Consider the following 18,157-nt stretch of genomic DNA (forward strand, 5'->3'; position numbering starts at 1 on the left):
TGCGGGACAGTGGCCCGATGGCGGCATACCTTTACATTCTCGAGTGCGCCGACGGCAGCTTCTACGTCGGAAGCACCCGTGACATCGACAATCGACTCGAACAGCACAACCTGGGCCGCGGTGCTCGGTACACCAGCGGACGCCTACCGGTGCGGCTCGTCTACTGCCTCGAATGCGAATCCGTCGCAGAGGCATACGCACTCGAGAAGCGCGTTCAGGGGTGGTCGCGAGCCAAGCGCATCGCGCTCATCAGCGGACGGCTGGAGGCGTTGCCCGCGCTCTCGCGCAAGAGGTGGCCGAGTTGACGTCGCGTGAGTGGTCTCGATACGTCTCCTCGCTGCGCTCGTCGACTACTCGACCAGCGGTCTTGGCGGCGTCGACTACTCGACCAGCGGTCTTGGCGGCGTCGACTACTCGACCAGCGGTCTTGGCGGCGTATCGAGACCGCGGTCAGCGAGCGGGTGTCGGCGCAGACGTCCGATCCACCACCGGCGCACCGGTTTTCGCCTCGACGATGGAGAGATCAACGTCGGTGGCGAGTTCGAGCACATCGAAACCCGACCCGTTGACGTCGAAGACGCCGAGATCGGTGATGACGCGGCTGACGACGGACAGGCCGGTGAGTGGGAGCGAGCACTCGGCGACCAGTTTCGGATCACCCTTCTTGGTGGTGTGCTCCATGAGCACGATCACCTGCCCTGCTCCGTTGACCAGATCCATTGCGCCGCCGATGCCTTTGACCATCGCGCCGGGCACCATCCAATTGGCCAGATCGCCGTTGCCGGCCACCTGCATGCCGCCGAGCACCGCGACGTCGACGTGCCCGCCGCGGATCATGGCGAAGCTGGTCGCCGAATCGAAGTAGGACGCACCGGGTAGAACCGACACGGTCTGCTTTCCGGCGTTGATCAGATCGGGATCCACCTCGTCGTTGTACGGGAACGGACCCACACCGAGGATGCCGTTCTCCGCATGGAGCGTGATGCCCGAGTCGTCGGGCAGGTGATCGGGAATCAGGGTCGGCAGCCCGATACCGAGGTTGACGTAGTCGCCCCGTCGGAGTTCGAGTGATGCACGTGCGGCCATCTCAGTGCGTGTCCAGGTCATGTGATCTCTCCTAGGAATGGGCCGGCTCGGCGTCGAGCTGTCCGGGTCGCGGTCGGGTGGTGCGCTGTTCGATCTCCTTGCGCGCAGCCTGTTCCGGGGTCAGCTCGACGATCCGCTTGACGAAGATGCCGGGGAGATGAATGGCGTCCGGAGCGAGCTCGCCGACCTCGACGACACGCTCGGCCTCGACGATCGTGGTCCGTCCGGACATCGCGGCGGGCGGATTGAAGTTGCGCGCCGCGGCATGGAACATGCAGTTGCCGGCCTTGTCGACCACGGCGGCGCGGATGAGTGCGTAATCGGTGACGATTGCCTCCTCGAGCACCATCGGCGTGTCGTTGAAGGTGCGCACCTCCTTGGGCGGCGAGGCGAGAGCGACGCTGCCATCGGGGTGATACCGCCACGGCAGTCCACCGTCGGCGACGAGGGTGCCGACCCCGGTGGGCGTGAAGAACGCCCCGATGCCGCTGCCGCCGGCGCGCATCCGCTCGGCCAGCGTGCCCTGCGGAGTCAGTTCCACGGTGACCTCACCCGCGAGGAACTGGCGGCCGAACTCTTTGTTCTCGCCGATATAGGAGGCGATGACCTTGTCGATCTTGCGGGCCTCCAGCAACAGTCCGAGCCCGGCACCGTCGACGCCGCAGTTGTTCGACACGATGGTGAGGTTGCCGGCCCCCTGATCGAGGAGCGCTTCGATCAGGAACCAGGGGATGCCGGCGAGACCGAATCCGCCGACGGCCAGGCTCGCCCCGTCGGGAATGTCGGCGACGGCCTCGGCGGCCGATCCGGCCAGTTTGTCGATGCTCATGACTGCTCCAGGTGTTCGATCAGTGCGGGGGTGATGATCTCGGGCTGTTCGGCATTGGCCAGATGCGCGGAATGCGGAACAACCAGCAGGCGTGCGTCTTTGACGGCTTCGGCGATCTCCGCCAGCTTCGCGGGTGGCGTTGCGGGGTCGTCCGCCCCGGCGATCACCAGCGTCGGCGCGGTGATGGACGAGAGGTCGTCACGCTGATCCATGACAGCGATCGCCTCGCAGCACCCGGCGTAACCCTCCGCGGGTGTCGAGGCGACCATCTGCTCGTGATAGATACGCGAATCCTTCTCGGCGGCAAGGTGTTCTGCGGTGAACCAGCGTTGGACGACGGCCTCGGCGACCGCGGCGCTCCCGTCGGCCCGGACGGTTGCCGCACGGTCGGTCCACGCCGACGCCGGCGTCAGTTGCGCCCCTGTGCAGAGCAAGGCGAGTTTGTCGACCCGGCCGGGATCGCGGATGCCGAGGCGCATCGCGGTCATTCCGCCCAGGGAAAGGCCCACGATGTGCGCGCGCTCGACGCCGAGCCGGTCGAGCAGGGCGATCACGTCGTCGGCGAGGTCATCGATCGTGTACGGCCCCTGCGGGACCGGCGAGTCGCCGTGACCACGGGTGTTGTAGCGGATGACGCGAAAGCGGTCTTCCAGGGCCGGCAGCTGTGCATCCCACATCCGGTAGGTCGAGCCGAGCGAGTTCGACAGGACCACGGCGGCACCATCGGGCCGGCCCGTGACAACGGCTTCCACCTCGACGGCGCTCATCGGACGACCTCGAAGATCGCTGCGAGTCCCTGCCCGCCGCCGATACACATCGTCTCCAGGACGTGGCGCGCGTCGCGTCGTCGCGCCTCGTAAGCGGCAGTGGCCAGGATGCGGGCCCCGGTGGCGCCGATGGGGTGCCCGAGTGAGATGCCGGAACCGTTGGGGTTCAGGCGATCATCATCGGCGTCGACCTTCCATTCGGCCAGCACGGCGAGCGCCTGGGCGGCGAACGCCTCGTTGAGTTCGATGAGGTCGATCTCGTCGAGGGTGAGGCCCGCCCGGTCGAGGGCGGCCGCGGTCGCGCCGACCGGTCCGATCCCCATGACTTCGGGCTCGCAACCGGTGACGGCCCAGGACTTCAGCGCCAGCATCGGATCGAGTCCGCGGCGCACCGCCTCGTCGCGCGTGGTGACCACACACATCGCCGCGCCGTCGTTCTGGCCGGATGCGTTGCCCGCGGTGACCGTGGATTCGGGATCGACCTTCAGCCGGATCGGACGCAGCCCGGCCATCGACTCGAGCGTGGCGTCGGCGCGAGGATGCTCATCACGGTCGACGACCACGTCCGGCTTGCCCCGGCGACCCGGCACCGTGACCGACACCAACTCGTCGGCGAAGCGTCCGGCCTCGTGCGCGGCGATCGCGCGCTGATGTGAGCGCACTGCCAGTTCGTCCTGCTGGGCGCGACTGATCCCGTAGCGGGCGCGCAGGTTCTCCGCTGTCTCGATCATTCCGCCGGGCACCGGGTGACTGTCGCCGCCCGCGGTGAGACGACCGCGGTCGAGGCGGTCCATCAACTCGACGCCGCCCTGGCGCACACCGGTGCGCAACCCGAGGGCGTAGTGCTCGACATTCGACATCGACTCCGCGCCGCCCGCCACCACCAGGCGCGCACCGCCGGTGGCCACCTGCGATGCGCCGTTGAGGATGGCCTGCAGGCCGGATCCGCAGCGCCGGTCGACCTGCATCCCGGGGACGCCGACGCCCAGCCCGGAGTCCAGTGCCGCGATACGCCCGATGGCCGGCGACTCCCCGTTGGCGTAGCCCTGTCCGAGGATCACGTCATCGACGTCGCCGTCGCCGAGACCGGTGCGGGAGGCGAGCTCACGCAACAGACCGGTGGCGAGATCGGTGACGGTCAGCGACGCGAGGGCCCCTCCCATACGCCCGACCGGGGTGCGCAGCGGCGAACAGATGACGACGTCGGATCCGGAACTCATACATCCACGATAGGAACCCCTTCCGATATTGAGAAGTATCCATTTCACGTTCAGTGATATGCGTAGAGTCTCAATGATGGAATTGCGTCACCTCCGCTACTTCCGCGCCGTCGCCGAGGAACTGCACTTCGGACGGGCCGCAGAGCGCCTGCACATCGCACAGCCACCGCTCTCGCAGCAGATCCGCCACCTCGAGGAAGAACTCGGCGTCACGCTGTTCGTGCGGTCCACCCGGCGCGTCGAACTGACCCCTGCCGGTCAGGCCTATCTCGAACGGGTGGAGGCCATTCTCGACGCGGTCGACGTCGCGGGGCTACAGGCGCAACGTGTCGCGGAAGGCCGGCAGGGCACGCTCGCCATCGGCTGCGTCGGGTCGGCGACCTACTCGCTGTTGCCGAGACTCGTCCGCGCTCTCCGGCAGGACCTGCCCGAACTGGACGTGAGCGTCCGCGGCGAGATGCTCGCCCCGGCGCAGCTCTCCGCCCTGATCTCCGGGCAGATCGACCTGGCTCTGCTCCGGCCACCGGTCGGGGGCGCCGAGGTCGTCGTCGAGACGATTCGCCGCGACCGGCTGTTCGTGGCCCTCCCCGAGGGCGACCAGCGGTGCGCCGGGGAGTCCGTCGACATCGACGAGCTCCGTGACGCGGAGTTCGTCACCCATGCCGGCCAGGGCAGATCGGTGATGAACGGGATTCTGGCATCCATCTGCGCGGCCGCCGGCTTCGTCCCGCAGATCCGGCATGAGGTCGCCGAGACCTCGACGCTGGTCACGCTGGTGGCCGCCGGACTCGGCGTGGCGATCGTCCCGGAACCGACCGCGGCGCTCGGCGTCGCCGGGGTGCGGTACCTCCCGCTGATACCCGGCGCACCCACCGTCGAACTCGCGGTGGCGCGCCCGGCCGGCGTGCCGTCCCCGATGATCGAGCAGGTCCTCACTGTGTTGCGGCGGGTCGCCGCGGACGATCACTGACCGGGCCCGGCGCGGTCAATATCCCAGGAATGCGTCCGCGTGCACACGCCAGAAGGCACGGCGCGTACGCGGGTCAAACCGGCGGATGGCGTGCGCCGTCGTCTGGACGAAGCGCGGATTGCCCGAACAGTAGTAGTGTGCCGCCCCGCCCAGGACCACGGTGGAGTCCAGCGCGAGTCCGAGCGATCGAGGATCGAAACCGTCAGCGAGCGAAGATGATTCGATGACCTGCACGTCGGCACCGGCCGCTTCGGCGGCGTCGAGCACGTCCTGATAGACCATGCGGTCGGCGCTCCGCACGACATGGATGAGGGCGAACCGATCGAGCGTCCGCCCCTCGGCGAGCGCGGATCGCAGCATCGACCGGAACGGCGTGATGCCGATGCCGGACGCGAGTAGGACGATCGGTCGATCCGACCGGTGGCGCGGCAACACGAAGTCTCCCCCGGAGGAATCCAGGAACACCCGGCCGGTCGAGCCGGAGATGAGGCCCGCCTTGACCGGCGAGACCTCACCGGACACGGTGAACGCGAAGCGGCCGGGAACCACCCCGGGGGCCTCGGCAAAGGAGAACACCCGCCGCGAGCTCCGCCACAGGGGTCGCGACCACTCGGGAGCACTCAGCATCGCCCACTGTCCGGGCACGAAGTCGAGCGGCACGCGACCGTCGACCACCAGCTCGTAGGTGTTCGCGGCGATGGATTTCGCCCCTTCTGCTTTCACCCCCTCTGCTTTCACCCCCTCTGCTTTCACCCCCTCTGCTTTCACCCCCTCTGCGGGACTCGTGTCGCTCTCCGTGCCGGCGGGCGCGGGGCCGACGAGGTCGAGCCGGGGCCGACGATCCGCTGAGGTGCGGGTGAACAGCCGGACTGCGAAGGCGTATACCGACCCGACGAGTAGCGCGATCTCCGGGACGAACTCGAGGGTGAACGCGTCGGAGATCGGGATCGAGACCTGCCAGTACATGAGCACACCGACCAGCGCGCCGTAGATCGTCCGATGTACGCGGACCGTCGGCGACGTCAGCGGCTCGGGCAGCATCACCGCGGCCACGAAGAACGTCGGGCTCGAGGTGTACCAGAACTGCAGCGACTGCCCACCCTCGGTCAGTTCCAGCACGCCGACGGTCACCAGCGACGCCGCGAGGAACACCGCGACGAGTCGCCACTCGCGCAGGGCGGTCACCAGCAGGGCGCCGATCACGACCATCGGGTAGAGCAGCGGCTCGGCGGCGACCCACCACACCGGATAGGCGATCGAGCCGACCTCCGCGTAGGCCAACGCGTACACGACGACCGCGCCGGCGACCGCCGGGTTGATCACCAGGCGCCGCCGCCAGGCGAGCACATACTTGGAGCAGGCGGCGGCCGCGGCACCGACTGCGACGGTGACGGCCGCCGCCGAATCCGAGGCTCCGGGCAGGACGAAGAACAGGATCAATGCCGTGATGAGCCAGGAGTCCGAACCCGGCGGCACGCGCACCACCGCGGCGCACAGATAGGTCACCGCACCGGAGACCACCACCGAGATCAGCAGCGACAGCGCCAGCTCGTCAGGGCGATAGGCGAATTCGCTGTCACTGGCCGACACCACGAACGCAGCGATCGCCAGTGCGCCGAGCGCGAGGAGGACGGCGCGGTGGGCGGTCAGCCAGGGTGGGATCAGCCGGATCATGCGAACAGCTCCAGTCCGGGGACATCGGTGTGCTCGACCGTTCCGTTGCGGCGGATGGTCACGTGATGAAATCCCGCGTCGGCAAAGTCGAACGCGGGTCGCAGGATCGAGGCAGGAGTGAAGAACAGGGCGGTGGCGAGCCCGTCCGCGGTCATCGCATCGGGCGCGATCACCCAGGTGGCCAGCACTTCTCGCGCCGGTGACGCGGTGTGCGGGTTGACGATGTGGTGCCAGTCCGCCCACGCCCGACGATTGGCCGCCGACGCGCAGATCGCTCCCCCGTCGATGGTGATCACGCCGATCGCCCTGGTGGGATCGATCGGATGCTCCAGCGCGATCCGCAGCGGCCCGCCCGACGTCGCCATCCGCATGTCCCCGCTGCCGTCCACCACATAGCTGTCGGCGGCCTCGGCGACGATCGCAGCGATTCGATCGACTGCGAAACCCTTTCCGGCGGCGCCGACATCGAGCAGGGTGGGTGTCCGCACATCGAGCTCACCGTGATGACAACCGAGAACGTCGTCCCAGCGCGGGCTCGGCGCGACGACGTCCTGCGGCCTCAGCGTGTAGTGGGCGTCGTAACCCGCGTCGGACAACATCTGTCCGACCATCGGGGTCACCGCTCCCCCGGTCAGGTCATAGAGCCGCCGGTACCAGTCGACGAGTGGCTGATCGGAATGGGCGATCGGGTATCGACCTGCGCGACGGGCGATCTCGGCGACCGTCGAGTCGCTGCGAAATCTCGACCACACCCGATCGATCCGATCGAGTTCGGTGCGCACCGCACGGGTGACGGTGTGCGGCAACGGCTCCGGCGTGGAGATCTCCCATTCGGTGCCCAGCGCGTCGAAACGCCAGTCGTGGGCGAGTCGGCTCACCGCCGGGTCAGGCCTGCGCCTCGGTCTTGATCTGGTCGATGGCATCGTTGAAACCCGTTGACGTCAACGATGATCCGGAGACCTTGTGCACGTCGAGATCGTCGATGTTCTTGCCGACCACCAGGGCGTCGATACCACTGGCGAACTTGCCCTGGAACTCCTTGGACGTGCCCTTGGTCTGGCTGGTGTCGAGGGTCAGCGCGGTGATCACGTTGTTCGACAAGGTGACGGTGACGCCCACCTGCTGCGGTCCGCCGGGCGACACATAATCACCCGTCGCCGTGTACTCACCGTTTCTGTAGGATGCGCCGGTCGCCGCCTCGGAGACGTCGGCGGCCGCCGATTCGACGGCGGTCGAGGCATTGTCGACCGCGGTGTCCGCACTGTCACCCGAGCCGCACGCGCCTGCGACGAGCCCGATGGTGGCCAGGGCCGCGGCCGTTCCGGCCGCGCGGGGCAGTGGATCTTTCCGGCTCATGTGTCCGATTCTGCACCACGGTCCACGCGACGACCACCGGGAACAGTGAATCGAGAGGTAATCCTCAGGTAAACGACGGCGCTACTGTCGGTTCACCGGCCCGCGGCGGCCACCCGGGCCTGGATCGCGTCGACGAACACGGTCTTGATGTCGGCAGGGTTCTCGGCGACATACGTGGTGCCGCCGGTCGCGTCGGCGATCGCCGCCAGCGCATCGGTGTCGGCATCCTCGGAGATTCCGATCGTCAGCACCAGCACGGGTCGCGCCGGGTCCTCGAGACGCTTCAGCTGTGCGAGCAACTCGTCGAGGCTGATGCTGTTCGGGTCCTCGTTCTGACCGTCGGTCATGATGATGACCGAGTTCGAGTAGTTCGGGTCGTAGCTGTTCTGCACCTCTTTGAACGCCGCGAGCGTGGTGTCGTAGAGGCCCGTGCCGCCGCCGAGTTGTGATTTCGACAGACCCTGCCGGACAGCTCGGCCCAATTCCTCACGATGGGTACCGCCGTCCGCGGACGGCGCATCGAGTCGCCGAATCGGCGACATCCACTTCCAGTCCTGGCCGTCGCCGCCCTTGTCGATGCCGAACGACCAACCGCCGATCTGGGTGTTGTTCGGGAACAGCTTCAGACCGGTCATCGACGCGTCGGTCAGCAGGCCGGCTCGGGTGGTGTTGCCGGCCGCCGCATCCATCGACCCGGACGTGTCCTCGACGACCAGGGTGCGAATCGGCACGCCGAGCACCTGCCATTGCCGGATCGCCCGGTCGACCTGAGTGGGATCCTTCAGCTCGAGTTCCTTCACCGACCCGACGCCGACGCCATCGGGCAGCGGGGCCCCGGCCGGATTGCGGTAGCCGGCCTCGTTCAGCGCTGCCAGCCCCTCTGGCGACGCCATCTCGTCGGCGAGCGCTTTGCCTGCCTCCGCGGCGGTGTCGCTGCGTGCCGCACCCGCGGTGTTGACCAGCGGGTAGTCGAGCATGACCGTGCCGTCGGCCGGGACCGATGCCTTGAGCTCCGACCCCTTGTGTGTCCTGGTGAAGAGCAGATACTGCTGCTCGGTGGTGATCACCGGGACATCGGAGGTGTTGGCGAGGTTCAGTCGGGTGCCCTCGTTGTCGTTGGCCAGACGGGCGTTGTTCTGCTGCACCGCGAGCACCGTCATCGCTCCGGTCAGCTCTTTCTCGGTGAGATTGCCGTTGTCGACCTCGGCGAGCGCGCCGACGATCGGCGCGTCGCCGGTGCTGGTGTCGATCGGGCTGCCGGTACGCAGGTCGGTCAGCTTCATCACGTCGACCCAGCTGTTCAGCTGGGGAACGGACTTGCCGACGATAACCGTCGGCGACGTCGCGATGGACGGCGACACGAGGTTGAGTTCGCGCCGCACCTGGGTGGTGACACGACGGGCCTGGATCTGCGAATCGGCGACCCACAGGTCGGGCGCCTTGTCTCCGCTGGTGAGCTGTCCGGGCACATCCGCGCCCGCGACACCGCTGACCTGGAAGTCGAAGCAGGAGTTGTCCGAGGCCTGCTGGGCGACCGAACGCAGGGCTCCGGTCATGGCCTGGTCCGAGGCGACCGCGACCGATGTGCGGTCGGCGCAACCGACGGCACCGGTGCGCCACAGCACGAACCCGGTGACCAGCGCGACCACCACGATCAGTGCCGCCAACCCCCAGATCAGACCACCCCGACGGCCCGTCGTCGCCTTCCGGTGTTCGAACCCGAAGTCGTCGTCGGTGCCACGTCGCGCCGATCGTGTGTCGATCGGCCCGCTCGCGGGCATGTCGATCGGACCCGTTCGTGGCGTTCGCTGGGTCCCGCGGCCCTGCTGTGGCCCGCGAGCCGCCCCTTGTGCTCCCTGATCCGAGCGATCAGCGCCCGAATTACTGTGACGCCCCATCGCCGTCCGTCCCCCTGTTGTGTGTCAGCCGAAGACGGTGCGGAATGTCGACAACGACTTCCGCAGGTCCCCGGATACCGCCATGGCCGCCGCCTTGCCCGCCGGCCCGATCAACGGCAATCCGCCGAGATCAACTGTGAAGGTTACTGTCGAACCTGCGTCGTTGGGAACTATGCCCAACTCGAGCTTGGCCTTGACGCCGCCCTTGCCGCTGCCCTTCAGACGCACCTGCTCGAACGGGCGATACTTCTCGATCGTCCAGTCGAACCGGATACGGGTCCCCTTGACCTTGACGACCGAGGCCAGGGCCACGCCTTCGCCCAGTTCGTCGGACGTCGGCACCGCCGAGCGCCACCCGTCGTGCAGCACGAGCCACTCGGAGTAGCGCGACAGATCCGACGCGGCCGCCCAGGTATCTTCGACAGACAGGTCCACATCGATGGAGTCGCTTGTCTTGGCCATGGTCAGTCACAGTAGCGTCAGCGAATTCGCCCGTGCGCTGCTGGGCACCGTTCTGGTCGGTCACGGGGTCAGCGCCCGTATCACCGAGGTCGAGGCCTACGGCGGCCGCGACGACCCGGCGTCTCACGCATATACGCGAACACCGCGGTCGGAGATCATGTACGGCCCGGCCGGGCGACTCTACGTCTACCGCATCCATGGGCATTTCTGTGCGAACGTCGTGACCGGGCCGACCGAGCAGGGTTCGGCCGTGCTGGTGCGTGCCGGCGAGATCGTCGACGGCCTCGACCTCGCTCGCGCTCGTCGTCCGACCGCCAAGGACGACGATGCCCTGGCGCGGGGACCGGGCAACCTCACGCGTGCGCTCGGGATCACCATGGCGGATCTGGCCACGCGTCTCGACGACGGCCTCCCGGTCTGTCTGCTCGAGGCGGACACTGCCGCGACCGAGATCACCGCCGGTCCACGCGTCGGCGTCCGCCGGGCCGCGGACGTGGCATGGCGGTACTGGGTGACCGGCGATCCGACCGTGTCGTCCTACCGCCGGCACCCACGCGCCGGGGAGATGTGATTACTGCTGCGGGGGATTCGGCTGCGGGGGATTCGGCTGCGGCGGATTCGCCTGGGGCGGATCCTGCCGGGGCTGCTCGGGGGTCCGGGGAGCCTGGGGCGAATCCTGCGCGCCGACGGCCTTCTTGACCGCGTCCTGCGCCTTGTTGACGTGACCGGCGTACTTGCCTCCGGTCACCTTGTCGATCGTGTCGCCACCCTTGTCGATCAGACTCGGGTTGCCCTTCAGTGCGGCTTTGGCCTTGTCGACGAGTCCTTTGAGATCCATGAGCCGAGTCTAGACGGCCCGCACGCCCGCGGTCCCGTCCAACGAAGTCGACCCGTCGTGACGTGCCCCGCGGGCGGCAACGATCCGCGGCACGATCCGCGAAACCGCCTCGACGGCGGCGATGCCCACTGCCGCGGATATCGCCGCCACCGTCATCATCTGCGCGTTCGACGAATCGAGCTTGAACAGGTGCTGGGTCCACGGCCAACTGAAGATGATGACGTAGGCCCCGACCGAGATCGCCAGCAGCAGGACCTTCCACCACGTGTACGGCCGCGCCACGACGGCGAGCACATACAGTGCCACCGCGATCAGGGTGACCAGCGTCGCGGTCGCCGCCTGCGTCTGCGCCGGGGTGAGATCGACCGAGTCCTTCGAGCCGATCTCGATGCCCGCGCCACCCGGATTGACCATCACGTAGGTGACGAAGGTGCACAGGCCGACGATGATCCCGTTGGGCACCGCCTGACTGAGGACGCGGCGGACGAATCCGGATCGGGCGCGCTCGTTGTTCGGCGCCAACGACAATACGAACGCCGGTATACCGATGGTGAACCAGGCGGAGATGGTCACGTGGATCGGCTGGAACGGGTAGCTCAGCGACCCCGACCCGAACAGGTGGCCGACGACTCCGCCGATCCCGACGAAGAGTGCCAGCAGGACCGCGTACACGGTCTTGGTCAGGAAGAGGTTGGAGACGCGTTCGATGTTGCCGATCACCCGCCTGCCTTCGCCGACGACATACGGCAAGGTGGCGAATCGGTTGTCCAGCAACACGATCTGCGCGACCGCGCGAGCCGCCGAACTCCCCGATCCCATCGCCACGCCGATGTCGGCGTCCTTGAGCGCGAGCACGTCGTTGACGCCGTCGCCGGTCATCGCGACGGTGTCGCCGACCGATTGCAGCGCCTTCACCATCGCCCGCTTCTGGTCGGGACGCACCCGTCCGAAGGTGGTGCCGTTTGCGACGACCTGCGCCAGCTCACCCGTGCCGGTCGGCAGTGACCGGGCGTCGACCGAGGTCTCCACGGACCCGAGCCCGAGCGACGCAGCGACCGCACCCACCGAACGGGCGTTGTCCCCGGAGATGACCTTCACATCGACGTGCTGATCGGCGAAGTATTCCAGGGTGTCCCGCGCATCGGGTCGGACCCGCTGTTCGAGCACGACGAGGGCGACCGCGGTGACCACACCCGGGGTGACAGACCCGGCGGGCGGCTCGGTGTCGACCGCGACGTCGGTGTGGGCGAGCAGCAGGATCCGCAGCCCTGTCGATCCCAGTTCGTTTGCGAGGGCGGCAGTTTCGCTGTCCGGATCGAGCAGGACATCGGGCGCACCGATCAACCAGTTGCCCATGTCGGCACCGGATGCGACGTCCCGGAACGACATGCCGCTCCACTTCTTGGCCGACGTGAAGGGCTCGACTGCGTCCACCGACCAGTCGGGTGCTTCCGGGTAGGCTTCAGCGAGTGCCTGCATGCTGGCGTTCGGTCGTGGATCGTGGGCTGCCAGCGACGACAGCACCTGACCGAGGTCGGCGGTCTGCCTTCCGGTCACCGGACGCACCTCGGCCAGGCGCATCCCGTTCTCGGTGAGTGTGCCGGTCTTGTCGGCGCACACCACGTTGACGCGGGCCAGGCCCTCAATCGCCGGGAGTTCGTTGACCAGGCACTTGCGTTGGCCCAGCCGCACGACGCCGACCGCGAACGCGATCGATGTCATCAGGACCAGACCTTCGGGGACCATCGGAACCAGCGCCGCTACCATGCCCAGCAGGGATGCCTTGATCCCACTGCCACTGATGAACAACTGGTTGACGATGGTGAGGATGCCGGCGGGCACGAGCAGCCAGGTGATCACCTTGAGGATCTGGTCGATCCCCGAGCGCAACTCGGACGACACCAGGGTGAATTTGGACGCCTCGGCGGCCAATTGCGCCGCATATGCCTCGGCGCCCACCTTGGTGGCCCGATAGGCCCCGGATCCGGACACCACGAAACTGCCGGACAGGATCTTGTCGCCGGGCGTCTTGTCGACCGGATCGGCCTCTCCAGTCAGCAACGATTCGTCGACGTCGAGGACGAGGGCCTCGACCATCTCCCCGTCGACGACGACCTGGTCGCCCGCGCCGATCTCGATGATGTCGTCGAGGACCACCTGGTCGGGTGGCAGTGCGACGACCTGCCCGTCGCGACGCACCATCGGAGTCGTCTGCCCGACGATGGCCAGCTTGTCGAGCGTCTGTTTGGCCCGGATCTCCTGGATGATGCCGATGCCGCTGTTGGCGATGATCAGCAGTCCGAACAAGCCGTTGATGAGCGACCCGGTGGACGCGACGATGATGAACAGGACGCCCAGGATGGCATTGATCCGGGTGAACACGTTGGCGCGGACGATGTCGGCGACACTTCGTCCCGAGCGGTCCGGCAGGTCGTTGACGCGACCGTCGGCGACCCGCTGGGCGACCTCGGTCGCGTTCAGACCCCGGTTGCCGGTCGTGTCCGCCGACACCTGGGTCACGCGGAGGCCTCCCACCAGGACGGGTCGTCGAGCCCGCTCCCGGTCCGATGCACCAGATCGATCGCACCGCCGGGTGGCGGCACCATCACCGTGGCGGAGTTCGCGGCGGCCGCGGGCAGCAGGCGGGCGATCGGATCGCCCCAGGTATGACGCGCCAGGTTGAAGGTGCCCCAATGGATCGGGATCATCACCGCGTCCCGGTTGTGGTCCCGGGTGAGCATCCGATGGATGGCGACCGCCTCTTCCGGGTCGACGTGCACGTCCGGCCAGGCGACGTCGTAGGCCCCGACGGCGACGAGGGTGAGGTCCACCGAACCGAGTCGGCCGCCGACATCGTCGAACCGTTCGGAGAAGCCGGTGTCGCCGGAGAAGAACATCCGGCGCGACGGCCCCGCCACCACCCAGCTCGCCCACAGTGCCAGGTTGCGGGTCAGCGAGCGTCCGGAGAAATGCCGCGCGGGGCAGCAGGTGAACGTGAAGTCGGAGTCCCCGATGGTGACCGTGCACTCCCCCCACCAGTCGGCCTGCGCAATGCGATCCGGTGCGATCCCCCATGCCTCCAGATGCGCACCGACGCCGATCGGCGCGACGAAACGCACCTGCGGCTGCCGGATGGAGAGGGCGACGACGGTCTCCATGTCCAGATGGTCGTAGTGATCGTGGCTGATCAGCACCACGTCGATCGGGGGCAGGTCATCGACCGTGACCGGCGCGCGGTGCATGCGGGCCGGACCGACGAGCGTCGACGGCGAACACCGATTGCTGAAGACCGGATCGGTGAGGATGCGGGCGCCGTCGAGTTCGACGAGGACGGTCGCATGTCCGAGCCAGGTGACTCCCAGCTCACCGGCCTCCTCGCCGAACTCGGGCGTCAGAACGGGGATCGGACGCCGCGGCCGGCCGGGACGTCGGGCCATGTCGACGACCATCCGGAAGTCGGCGTCGACCGCGGTCGCGGCCGGCTCGACATTGCGGAACACACCGCCCGCGAGATTCGGGGAACCGGCTGTGTGCTGCCGGATCTCATCGCTGGAGGCACCCAGGGCGCGCGCCGCCGGGAATCCGCGGCGGGCCAGCCCGGCCGTCACCGAGTCGGCGGCCGAGAGTCCGGCCACCGAGAGCGTCGACGCGGCCCGCTGAGCCAGCTGTACACCCGTCCTGCCGATCGTCGAGGTCACGGATCACAGAGTAGTGCGGTCCGGCGACAGAGCGTGGGGCTTGGGGCCGTGTCGCCGCCCGCACCGGCCGCGCCGATCGGTTGCGGCGATCTCGCATACCGCGCCCGACATGCACTGATAGGCTTCGGCGAACATGTTTCACCGCACATGTGCAGGTCACGTGTGGGCACGGGGGTTTCTCGTTGGCAAGAATGTCTGTCGATCAGCGCCGTACGGCGCTGATCGAAGCTGCGTACCGCGTGATCGCCGATCACGGGGTCGAAGGCGCGACGACGCGGCGGATCTGCGCGCATGCGAACATGCCGCTCGCCAGTTTCCATTACGCGTTCGACAGCCGCACCGCACTGTTGTGCGCGGTGATGGAGACGGCGGTGCCGTCGGACATCAACCGCATGCTCGAGTCGATCCTGCCGATGATCGTCGACGAGGGTACGGGCCGCGAGGCGATGCAGAAGAACATGCGGTCGCAGATCGAGGCGTTCTACACACTGCTCAAGGCCGATCCGGGCCGTATGCAGGCGACCATTTCGCTGGGTATCTACGCGCACAACCACGCCGAGCTGCAGAAGGTCGGCAAGAAGATGTACGAACGCCTCTACGAGGTCGCGTCACTCGGCCTCTCCGTCGCCGCGGAGAAAACCGAGGTCGAGTGGCGGACACCTGTCGCCGAACTCGGCCCGGTCATCATCGCCGCGACGAACGCCATCACGTTGACGTATCTGAGCACGTCCGACGACATCGCGGTCGGCAAGATCATCGAAGCGTCGACGGCCGCCCTGATGTCCTATGTCATCGAGGACTGACCGGGGTCTCTGGGAGTACGATCCGGCGGCGTATTGGCAGGGCATCGACGACGCGGTGACCGCAGCGGGTCTCGACGCCCCGGTGCTGGCATTGGATCGCACTGCCCTGCGCCACAACATCGACGACCTGCGCACACGTGCCGCCGGTGTCCCGGTCCGGGTCGCCAGCAAATCATTGCGGGTGCGATCGGTGATCGAGGAGATCCTCTCCGAGGAGGGGTTCGCCGGGATCCTCGCCTACGATGTCGACGAGGCTCGTTGGCTGGCAACAGAATCCGGGTGTCGCGACGTCTTGCTCGGCTACCCCGGCGCACGGCGCAACGCGCTGGCCGGTCTCGTGGCCGACGCGGTGGCCGTCGAGCGCGTCACCCTGCTCGTGGACGACGACACGCAACTCGACGTCGTGGACGCGGTGGCCGGTCCGGCTCGCAGACCGACCGTGCGCGTCGCGATCGACCTGGACGCATCGACCCGCATGGCCGGTGGGCGAATCCATCTCGGCGTCCGACGGTCGCCGATCCACGATGTCGCCGACGCCGTCCGCCTCGCCCGACACATCGTGGAACGTCCCGGATTCCGGCTCGTCGGAGTCATGTCGTATGAGGCGCAGATCGCCGGCCTCGCCGACCATGTCGCCGGTAAACCATTGACGAACATGGCGATCCGCGCCATGCAGCGCCGGTCGATGGCGGAGGTGCGTGGGCGGCGCGCCGCGGCGATCACCGCGATCCGCGCGATCGCCGACCTGGAGTTCGTCAACGGCGGCGGCACCGGTTCCGTCGAGGAGACCGCACGCGACACATCGGTGACCGACATCGCGGCGGGCAGCGGCTTCTTCGGTGGTCACCTGTTCGACGGATACGCGCGGTTCCGACCGGCACCGGCGTTGGCGTTCGGGCTCGATGTGGTCCGGCGACCCGCCGCCGGGATCGTCACGTGCGCCGGCGGCGGCTGGATCGCATCCGGTCCGCCCCGCGACGATCGTCTGCCGAAACCGGTGTGGCCCTCCGGCTTGCGCTATGTCGGGTCGGAGGCGGCCGGCGAGGTACAGACCCCGTTACGCGGCGCCGTCGCCGACGACATGGACATCGGCGACCGGGTGTGGTTCCGCCACACCAAGTCCGGTGAGGTCTGCGAACGGGCGACGTCGGTCGCGGTGATCGAGCGGGACGAGTCCGGTGCGCGGGTGACCGACGTGGTGCCGACCTATCGGGGCGAGGGCCGGTGCTTCCTGTGACATGGCAGAACTGGGGCGGCACGGCGTCGTGTCTTCCGTCCGAGGTCGCGGTGCCGACGACCGTCGACGAGGTCGCCGCGCTGGTCGCTCGGGTACGGGCGCAGGGCACCACGGTGAAACCGGTGGGTGCCGGACACAGCTTCTCCGAGATCGCGGTGACCTCCGGCGTACAGATCGATCTGCGCGCGATGCGCGGGCTGGTGTCCGTGGACGACGGACGTGCCCGGGTGACCGTCGCCGCGGGCACGCATCTGCACGAGATCCCGTCGCTGCTCGCACCGCATCGGCTCGCGATGGCCAACCTGGGCGACATCGACCGCCAGACCATCGCCGGCGCCACGTCCACCGGGACCCATGGCACCGGCGCCGCCTTCGGTGGCATCAGCACGCAGATCGTCGCCGCGACGATCGTCACCGGGACCGGCGAGATCCTGCAACTCGGCGAGAACGATGCCGATCTCGCCGCCGTCGCACTGGGTCTGGGAGCGCTCGGCATCGTCACCGACCTCACCCTGCAGTGCGTTCCGGCCTTCAGCATCCGCGCCGAGGAACGTCCGAGCTCCGCCGATGACGCGATCGACGGATTCCTCGAGCGCACGGCCACCCACGATCATCACGAGTTCTACTGGTTCCCGCACACCGATCGCGCGCTGCAGAAGACCAATACGCGCCTCGGCGCCGACGTCCCACCATCCGGACCGGGCCGCGTCCGCCGCTACCTCGACGACGAGGTCCTGAGCAATCAGGTCTTCCGGTTGCTGTGCGCGGTCGGGGCACGCGCGCCGCGCACGGTGCCCGTCGTCGCCCAGATCGCCGGCCGGGCACTGTCGGGACGCACGATCACCGACACAGCGGCCCGGGTGTTCGTGTCGTCACGGACCGTGCGGTTCCGCGAGATGGAGTACGCCGTCCCGCTCGCCACCGTGCCCGACGCAGTCCGCGAGATCCGCGCGATGATCGATCGGAAGCGCTATCGCGTGAGCTTCCCGGTCGAGGTCCGCGCCGCGGCGGCCGACGATCTGATGCTGTCGACGGCCGGCGGGCGGGCCGGCGGCTACATCGCCGTGCACCGGTATCACGGTGACGACCCCGCCGACACCGACGCCTATTTCGGTGACGTCGAGACCATCATGACCGAACTCGGTGGCCGCCCACATTGGGGCAAGATGCACACCCGTGACGCCGGATACCTACGGTCGGTCTACCCGCGGTTCGACGAGTTCCGTTCCGTCCGGGACCGATTCGATCCGGACCGGTTGTTCGCCAACAGGTACCTCGACCGCGTTCTCGGCTGACCTGACGGTGGGTGGGTCGCCACC

At 68.0% G+C, this 18,157-nt stretch carries 18 protein-coding genes; 6 read left to right on the forward strand and 12 right to left on the reverse strand.

The genetic code is table 11. The features are described from left to right. Positions 1-17 precede the first annotated feature (17 nt). Positions 18-305, forward strand: a complete 288-nt coding sequence (locus D7316_RS09435) for a GIY-YIG nuclease family protein (RefSeq protein WP_124708056.1) — start codon at positions 18-20, stop codon at positions 303-305. A gap of 145 nt (positions 306-450) precedes the next feature. Here D7316_RS09435 and D7316_RS09440 read toward each other — a convergent pair whose 3' ends face one another. From D7316_RS09440 to D7316_RS09455, 4 genes are read right to left on the reverse strand one after another with little or no spacing between them, the layout of a single operon-like run. Next, positions 451-1,107 carry a 3-oxoacid CoA-transferase subunit B gene (locus D7316_RS09440; protein WP_124708057.1) on the reverse strand — a complete coding sequence of 219 codons (657 nt, stop codon included), beginning with the start codon at positions 1,105-1,107 and terminating at the stop codon, positions 451-453. A 10-nt stretch (positions 1,108-1,117) separates the two neighbouring features. Beyond that, the gene (locus D7316_RS09445) at positions 1,118-1,915 is read right to left on the reverse strand and encodes a CoA transferase subunit A (RefSeq protein ID WP_124708058.1); all 798 of its coding nucleotides are present in this window, start codon (positions 1,913-1,915) and stop codon (positions 1,118-1,120) included. Next, on the reverse strand, positions 1,912-2,682 hold the full coding sequence (gene pcaD / locus D7316_RS09450; protein ID WP_124708059.1) for a 3-oxoadipate enol-lactonase: 771 nt from the start codon (positions 2,680-2,682) through the stop codon (positions 1,912-1,914). Before pcaD ends, D7316_RS09445 begins: the two co-directional genes overlap by 4 nt. Then, positions 2,679-3,902, reverse strand: a complete 1,224-nt coding sequence (locus D7316_RS09455) for an acetyl-CoA C-acetyltransferase (RefSeq protein WP_124708060.1) — start codon at positions 3,900-3,902, stop codon at positions 2,679-2,681. Before D7316_RS09455 ends, pcaD begins: the two co-directional genes overlap by 4 nt. 76 nt (positions 3,903-3,978) lie before the next feature. On the opposite strand from D7316_RS09455, the gene D7316_RS09460 reads away from it, so the two are divergent. Next, entirely contained in the window at positions 3,979-4,872 is an 894-nt protein-coding gene (locus tag D7316_RS09460; RefSeq protein WP_124708061.1) for a LysR substrate-binding domain-containing protein, read from the forward strand. A 15-nt stretch (positions 4,873-4,887) separates the two neighbouring features. Here D7316_RS09460 and D7316_RS09465 read toward each other — a convergent pair whose 3' ends face one another. From D7316_RS09465 to D7316_RS09485, 5 genes are all read right to left on the reverse strand, one after another. After that, positions 4,888-6,546, reverse strand: a complete 1,659-nt coding sequence (locus tag D7316_RS09465) for an oxidoreductase (RefSeq protein ID WP_124708062.1) — start codon at positions 6,544-6,546, stop codon at positions 4,888-4,890. Continuing rightward, positions 6,543-7,469 (reverse strand): FAD:protein FMN transferase, encoded by a 927-nt coding sequence (locus D7316_RS09470; protein WP_124708063.1) that lies wholly within the window; start codon positions 7,467-7,469, stop codon positions 6,543-6,545. Before D7316_RS09470 ends, D7316_RS09465 begins: the two co-directional genes overlap by 4 nt. Beyond that, a complete protein-coding gene (locus D7316_RS09475; RefSeq protein WP_124708064.1) occupies positions 7,432-7,902 on the reverse strand; it encodes an FMN-binding protein in 471 nt (156 codons plus the stop codon). Before D7316_RS09475 ends, D7316_RS09470 begins: the two co-directional genes overlap by 38 nt. Positions 7,903-7,994: 92 nt before the next feature. After that, positions 7,995-9,800 (reverse strand): substrate-binding domain-containing protein, encoded by a 1,806-nt coding sequence (locus tag D7316_RS09480; protein ID WP_124708065.1) that lies wholly within the window; start codon positions 9,798-9,800, stop codon positions 7,995-7,997. A 24-nt stretch (positions 9,801-9,824) separates the two neighbouring features. After that, positions 9,825-10,262: a type II toxin-antitoxin system Rv0910 family toxin gene (locus D7316_RS09485; protein WP_124708066.1), complete on the reverse strand. Its 438-nt coding sequence runs from the start codon at positions 10,260-10,262 to the stop codon at positions 9,825-9,827. Between D7316_RS09485 and D7316_RS09490 the strand changes: the two genes are divergently transcribed. After that, the gene (locus tag D7316_RS09490) at positions 10,240-10,833 is read left to right on the forward strand and encodes a DNA-3-methyladenine glycosylase (protein WP_124708067.1); all 594 of its coding nucleotides are present in this window, start codon (positions 10,240-10,242) and stop codon (positions 10,831-10,833) included. The two genes, D7316_RS09485 and D7316_RS09490, sit on opposite strands and share 23 nt — an antisense overlap. Here the strand turns inward: D7316_RS09490 and D7316_RS09495 are convergent, their stop codons facing one another. From D7316_RS09495 to D7316_RS09505, 3 genes are read right to left on the reverse strand one after another with little or no spacing between them, the layout of a single operon-like run. Continuing rightward, the gene (locus D7316_RS09495) at positions 10,834-11,100 is read right to left on the reverse strand and encodes an antitoxin (protein WP_124708068.1); all 267 of its coding nucleotides are present in this window, start codon (positions 11,098-11,100) and stop codon (positions 10,834-10,836) included. A 9-nt stretch (positions 11,101-11,109) separates the two neighbouring features. Continuing rightward, complete coding sequence (locus D7316_RS09500) at positions 11,110-13,620, reverse strand: HAD-IC family P-type ATPase (protein WP_408609998.1); 2,511 nt, start codon at positions 13,618-13,620, stop codon at positions 11,110-11,112. Continuing rightward, the gene (locus tag D7316_RS09505) at positions 13,617-14,798 is read right to left on the reverse strand and encodes an MBL fold metallo-hydrolase (protein WP_124708069.1); all 1,182 of its coding nucleotides are present in this window, start codon (positions 14,796-14,798) and stop codon (positions 13,617-13,619) included. The genes D7316_RS09500 and D7316_RS09505 overlap by 4 nt, the downstream gene beginning before the upstream one ends. A 182-nt stretch (positions 14,799-14,980) precedes the next feature. On the opposite strand from D7316_RS09505, the gene D7316_RS09510 reads away from it, so the two are divergent. Genes D7316_RS09510 through D7316_RS09520 form a run of 3 tightly spaced genes read left to right on the forward strand, consistent with a single transcriptional unit; the run spans position 14,981 to position 18,133 of the window. Beyond that, complete coding sequence (locus tag D7316_RS09510) at positions 14,981-15,601, forward strand: TetR/AcrR family transcriptional regulator (protein ID WP_124708070.1); 621 nt, start codon at positions 14,981-14,983, stop codon at positions 15,599-15,601. After that, entirely contained in the window at positions 15,585-16,838 is a 1,254-nt protein-coding gene (locus D7316_RS09515; RefSeq protein WP_124708071.1) for an alanine racemase, read from the forward strand. Before D7316_RS09510 ends, D7316_RS09515 begins: the two co-directional genes overlap by 17 nt. Next, positions 16,826-18,133 carry a D-arabinono-1,4-lactone oxidase gene (locus D7316_RS09520; RefSeq protein WP_124708072.1) on the forward strand — a complete coding sequence of 436 codons (1,308 nt, stop codon included), beginning with the start codon at positions 16,826-16,828 and terminating at the stop codon, positions 18,131-18,133. The genes D7316_RS09515 and D7316_RS09520 overlap by 13 nt, the downstream gene beginning before the upstream one ends. Positions 18,134-18,157: the final 24 nt, after the last annotated feature.

Origin of the sequence: Gordonia insulae, from assembly GCF_003855095.1 — a bacterium.
Lineage (GTDB): Bacteria > Actinomycetota > Actinomycetes > Mycobacteriales > Mycobacteriaceae > Gordonia > Gordonia insulae.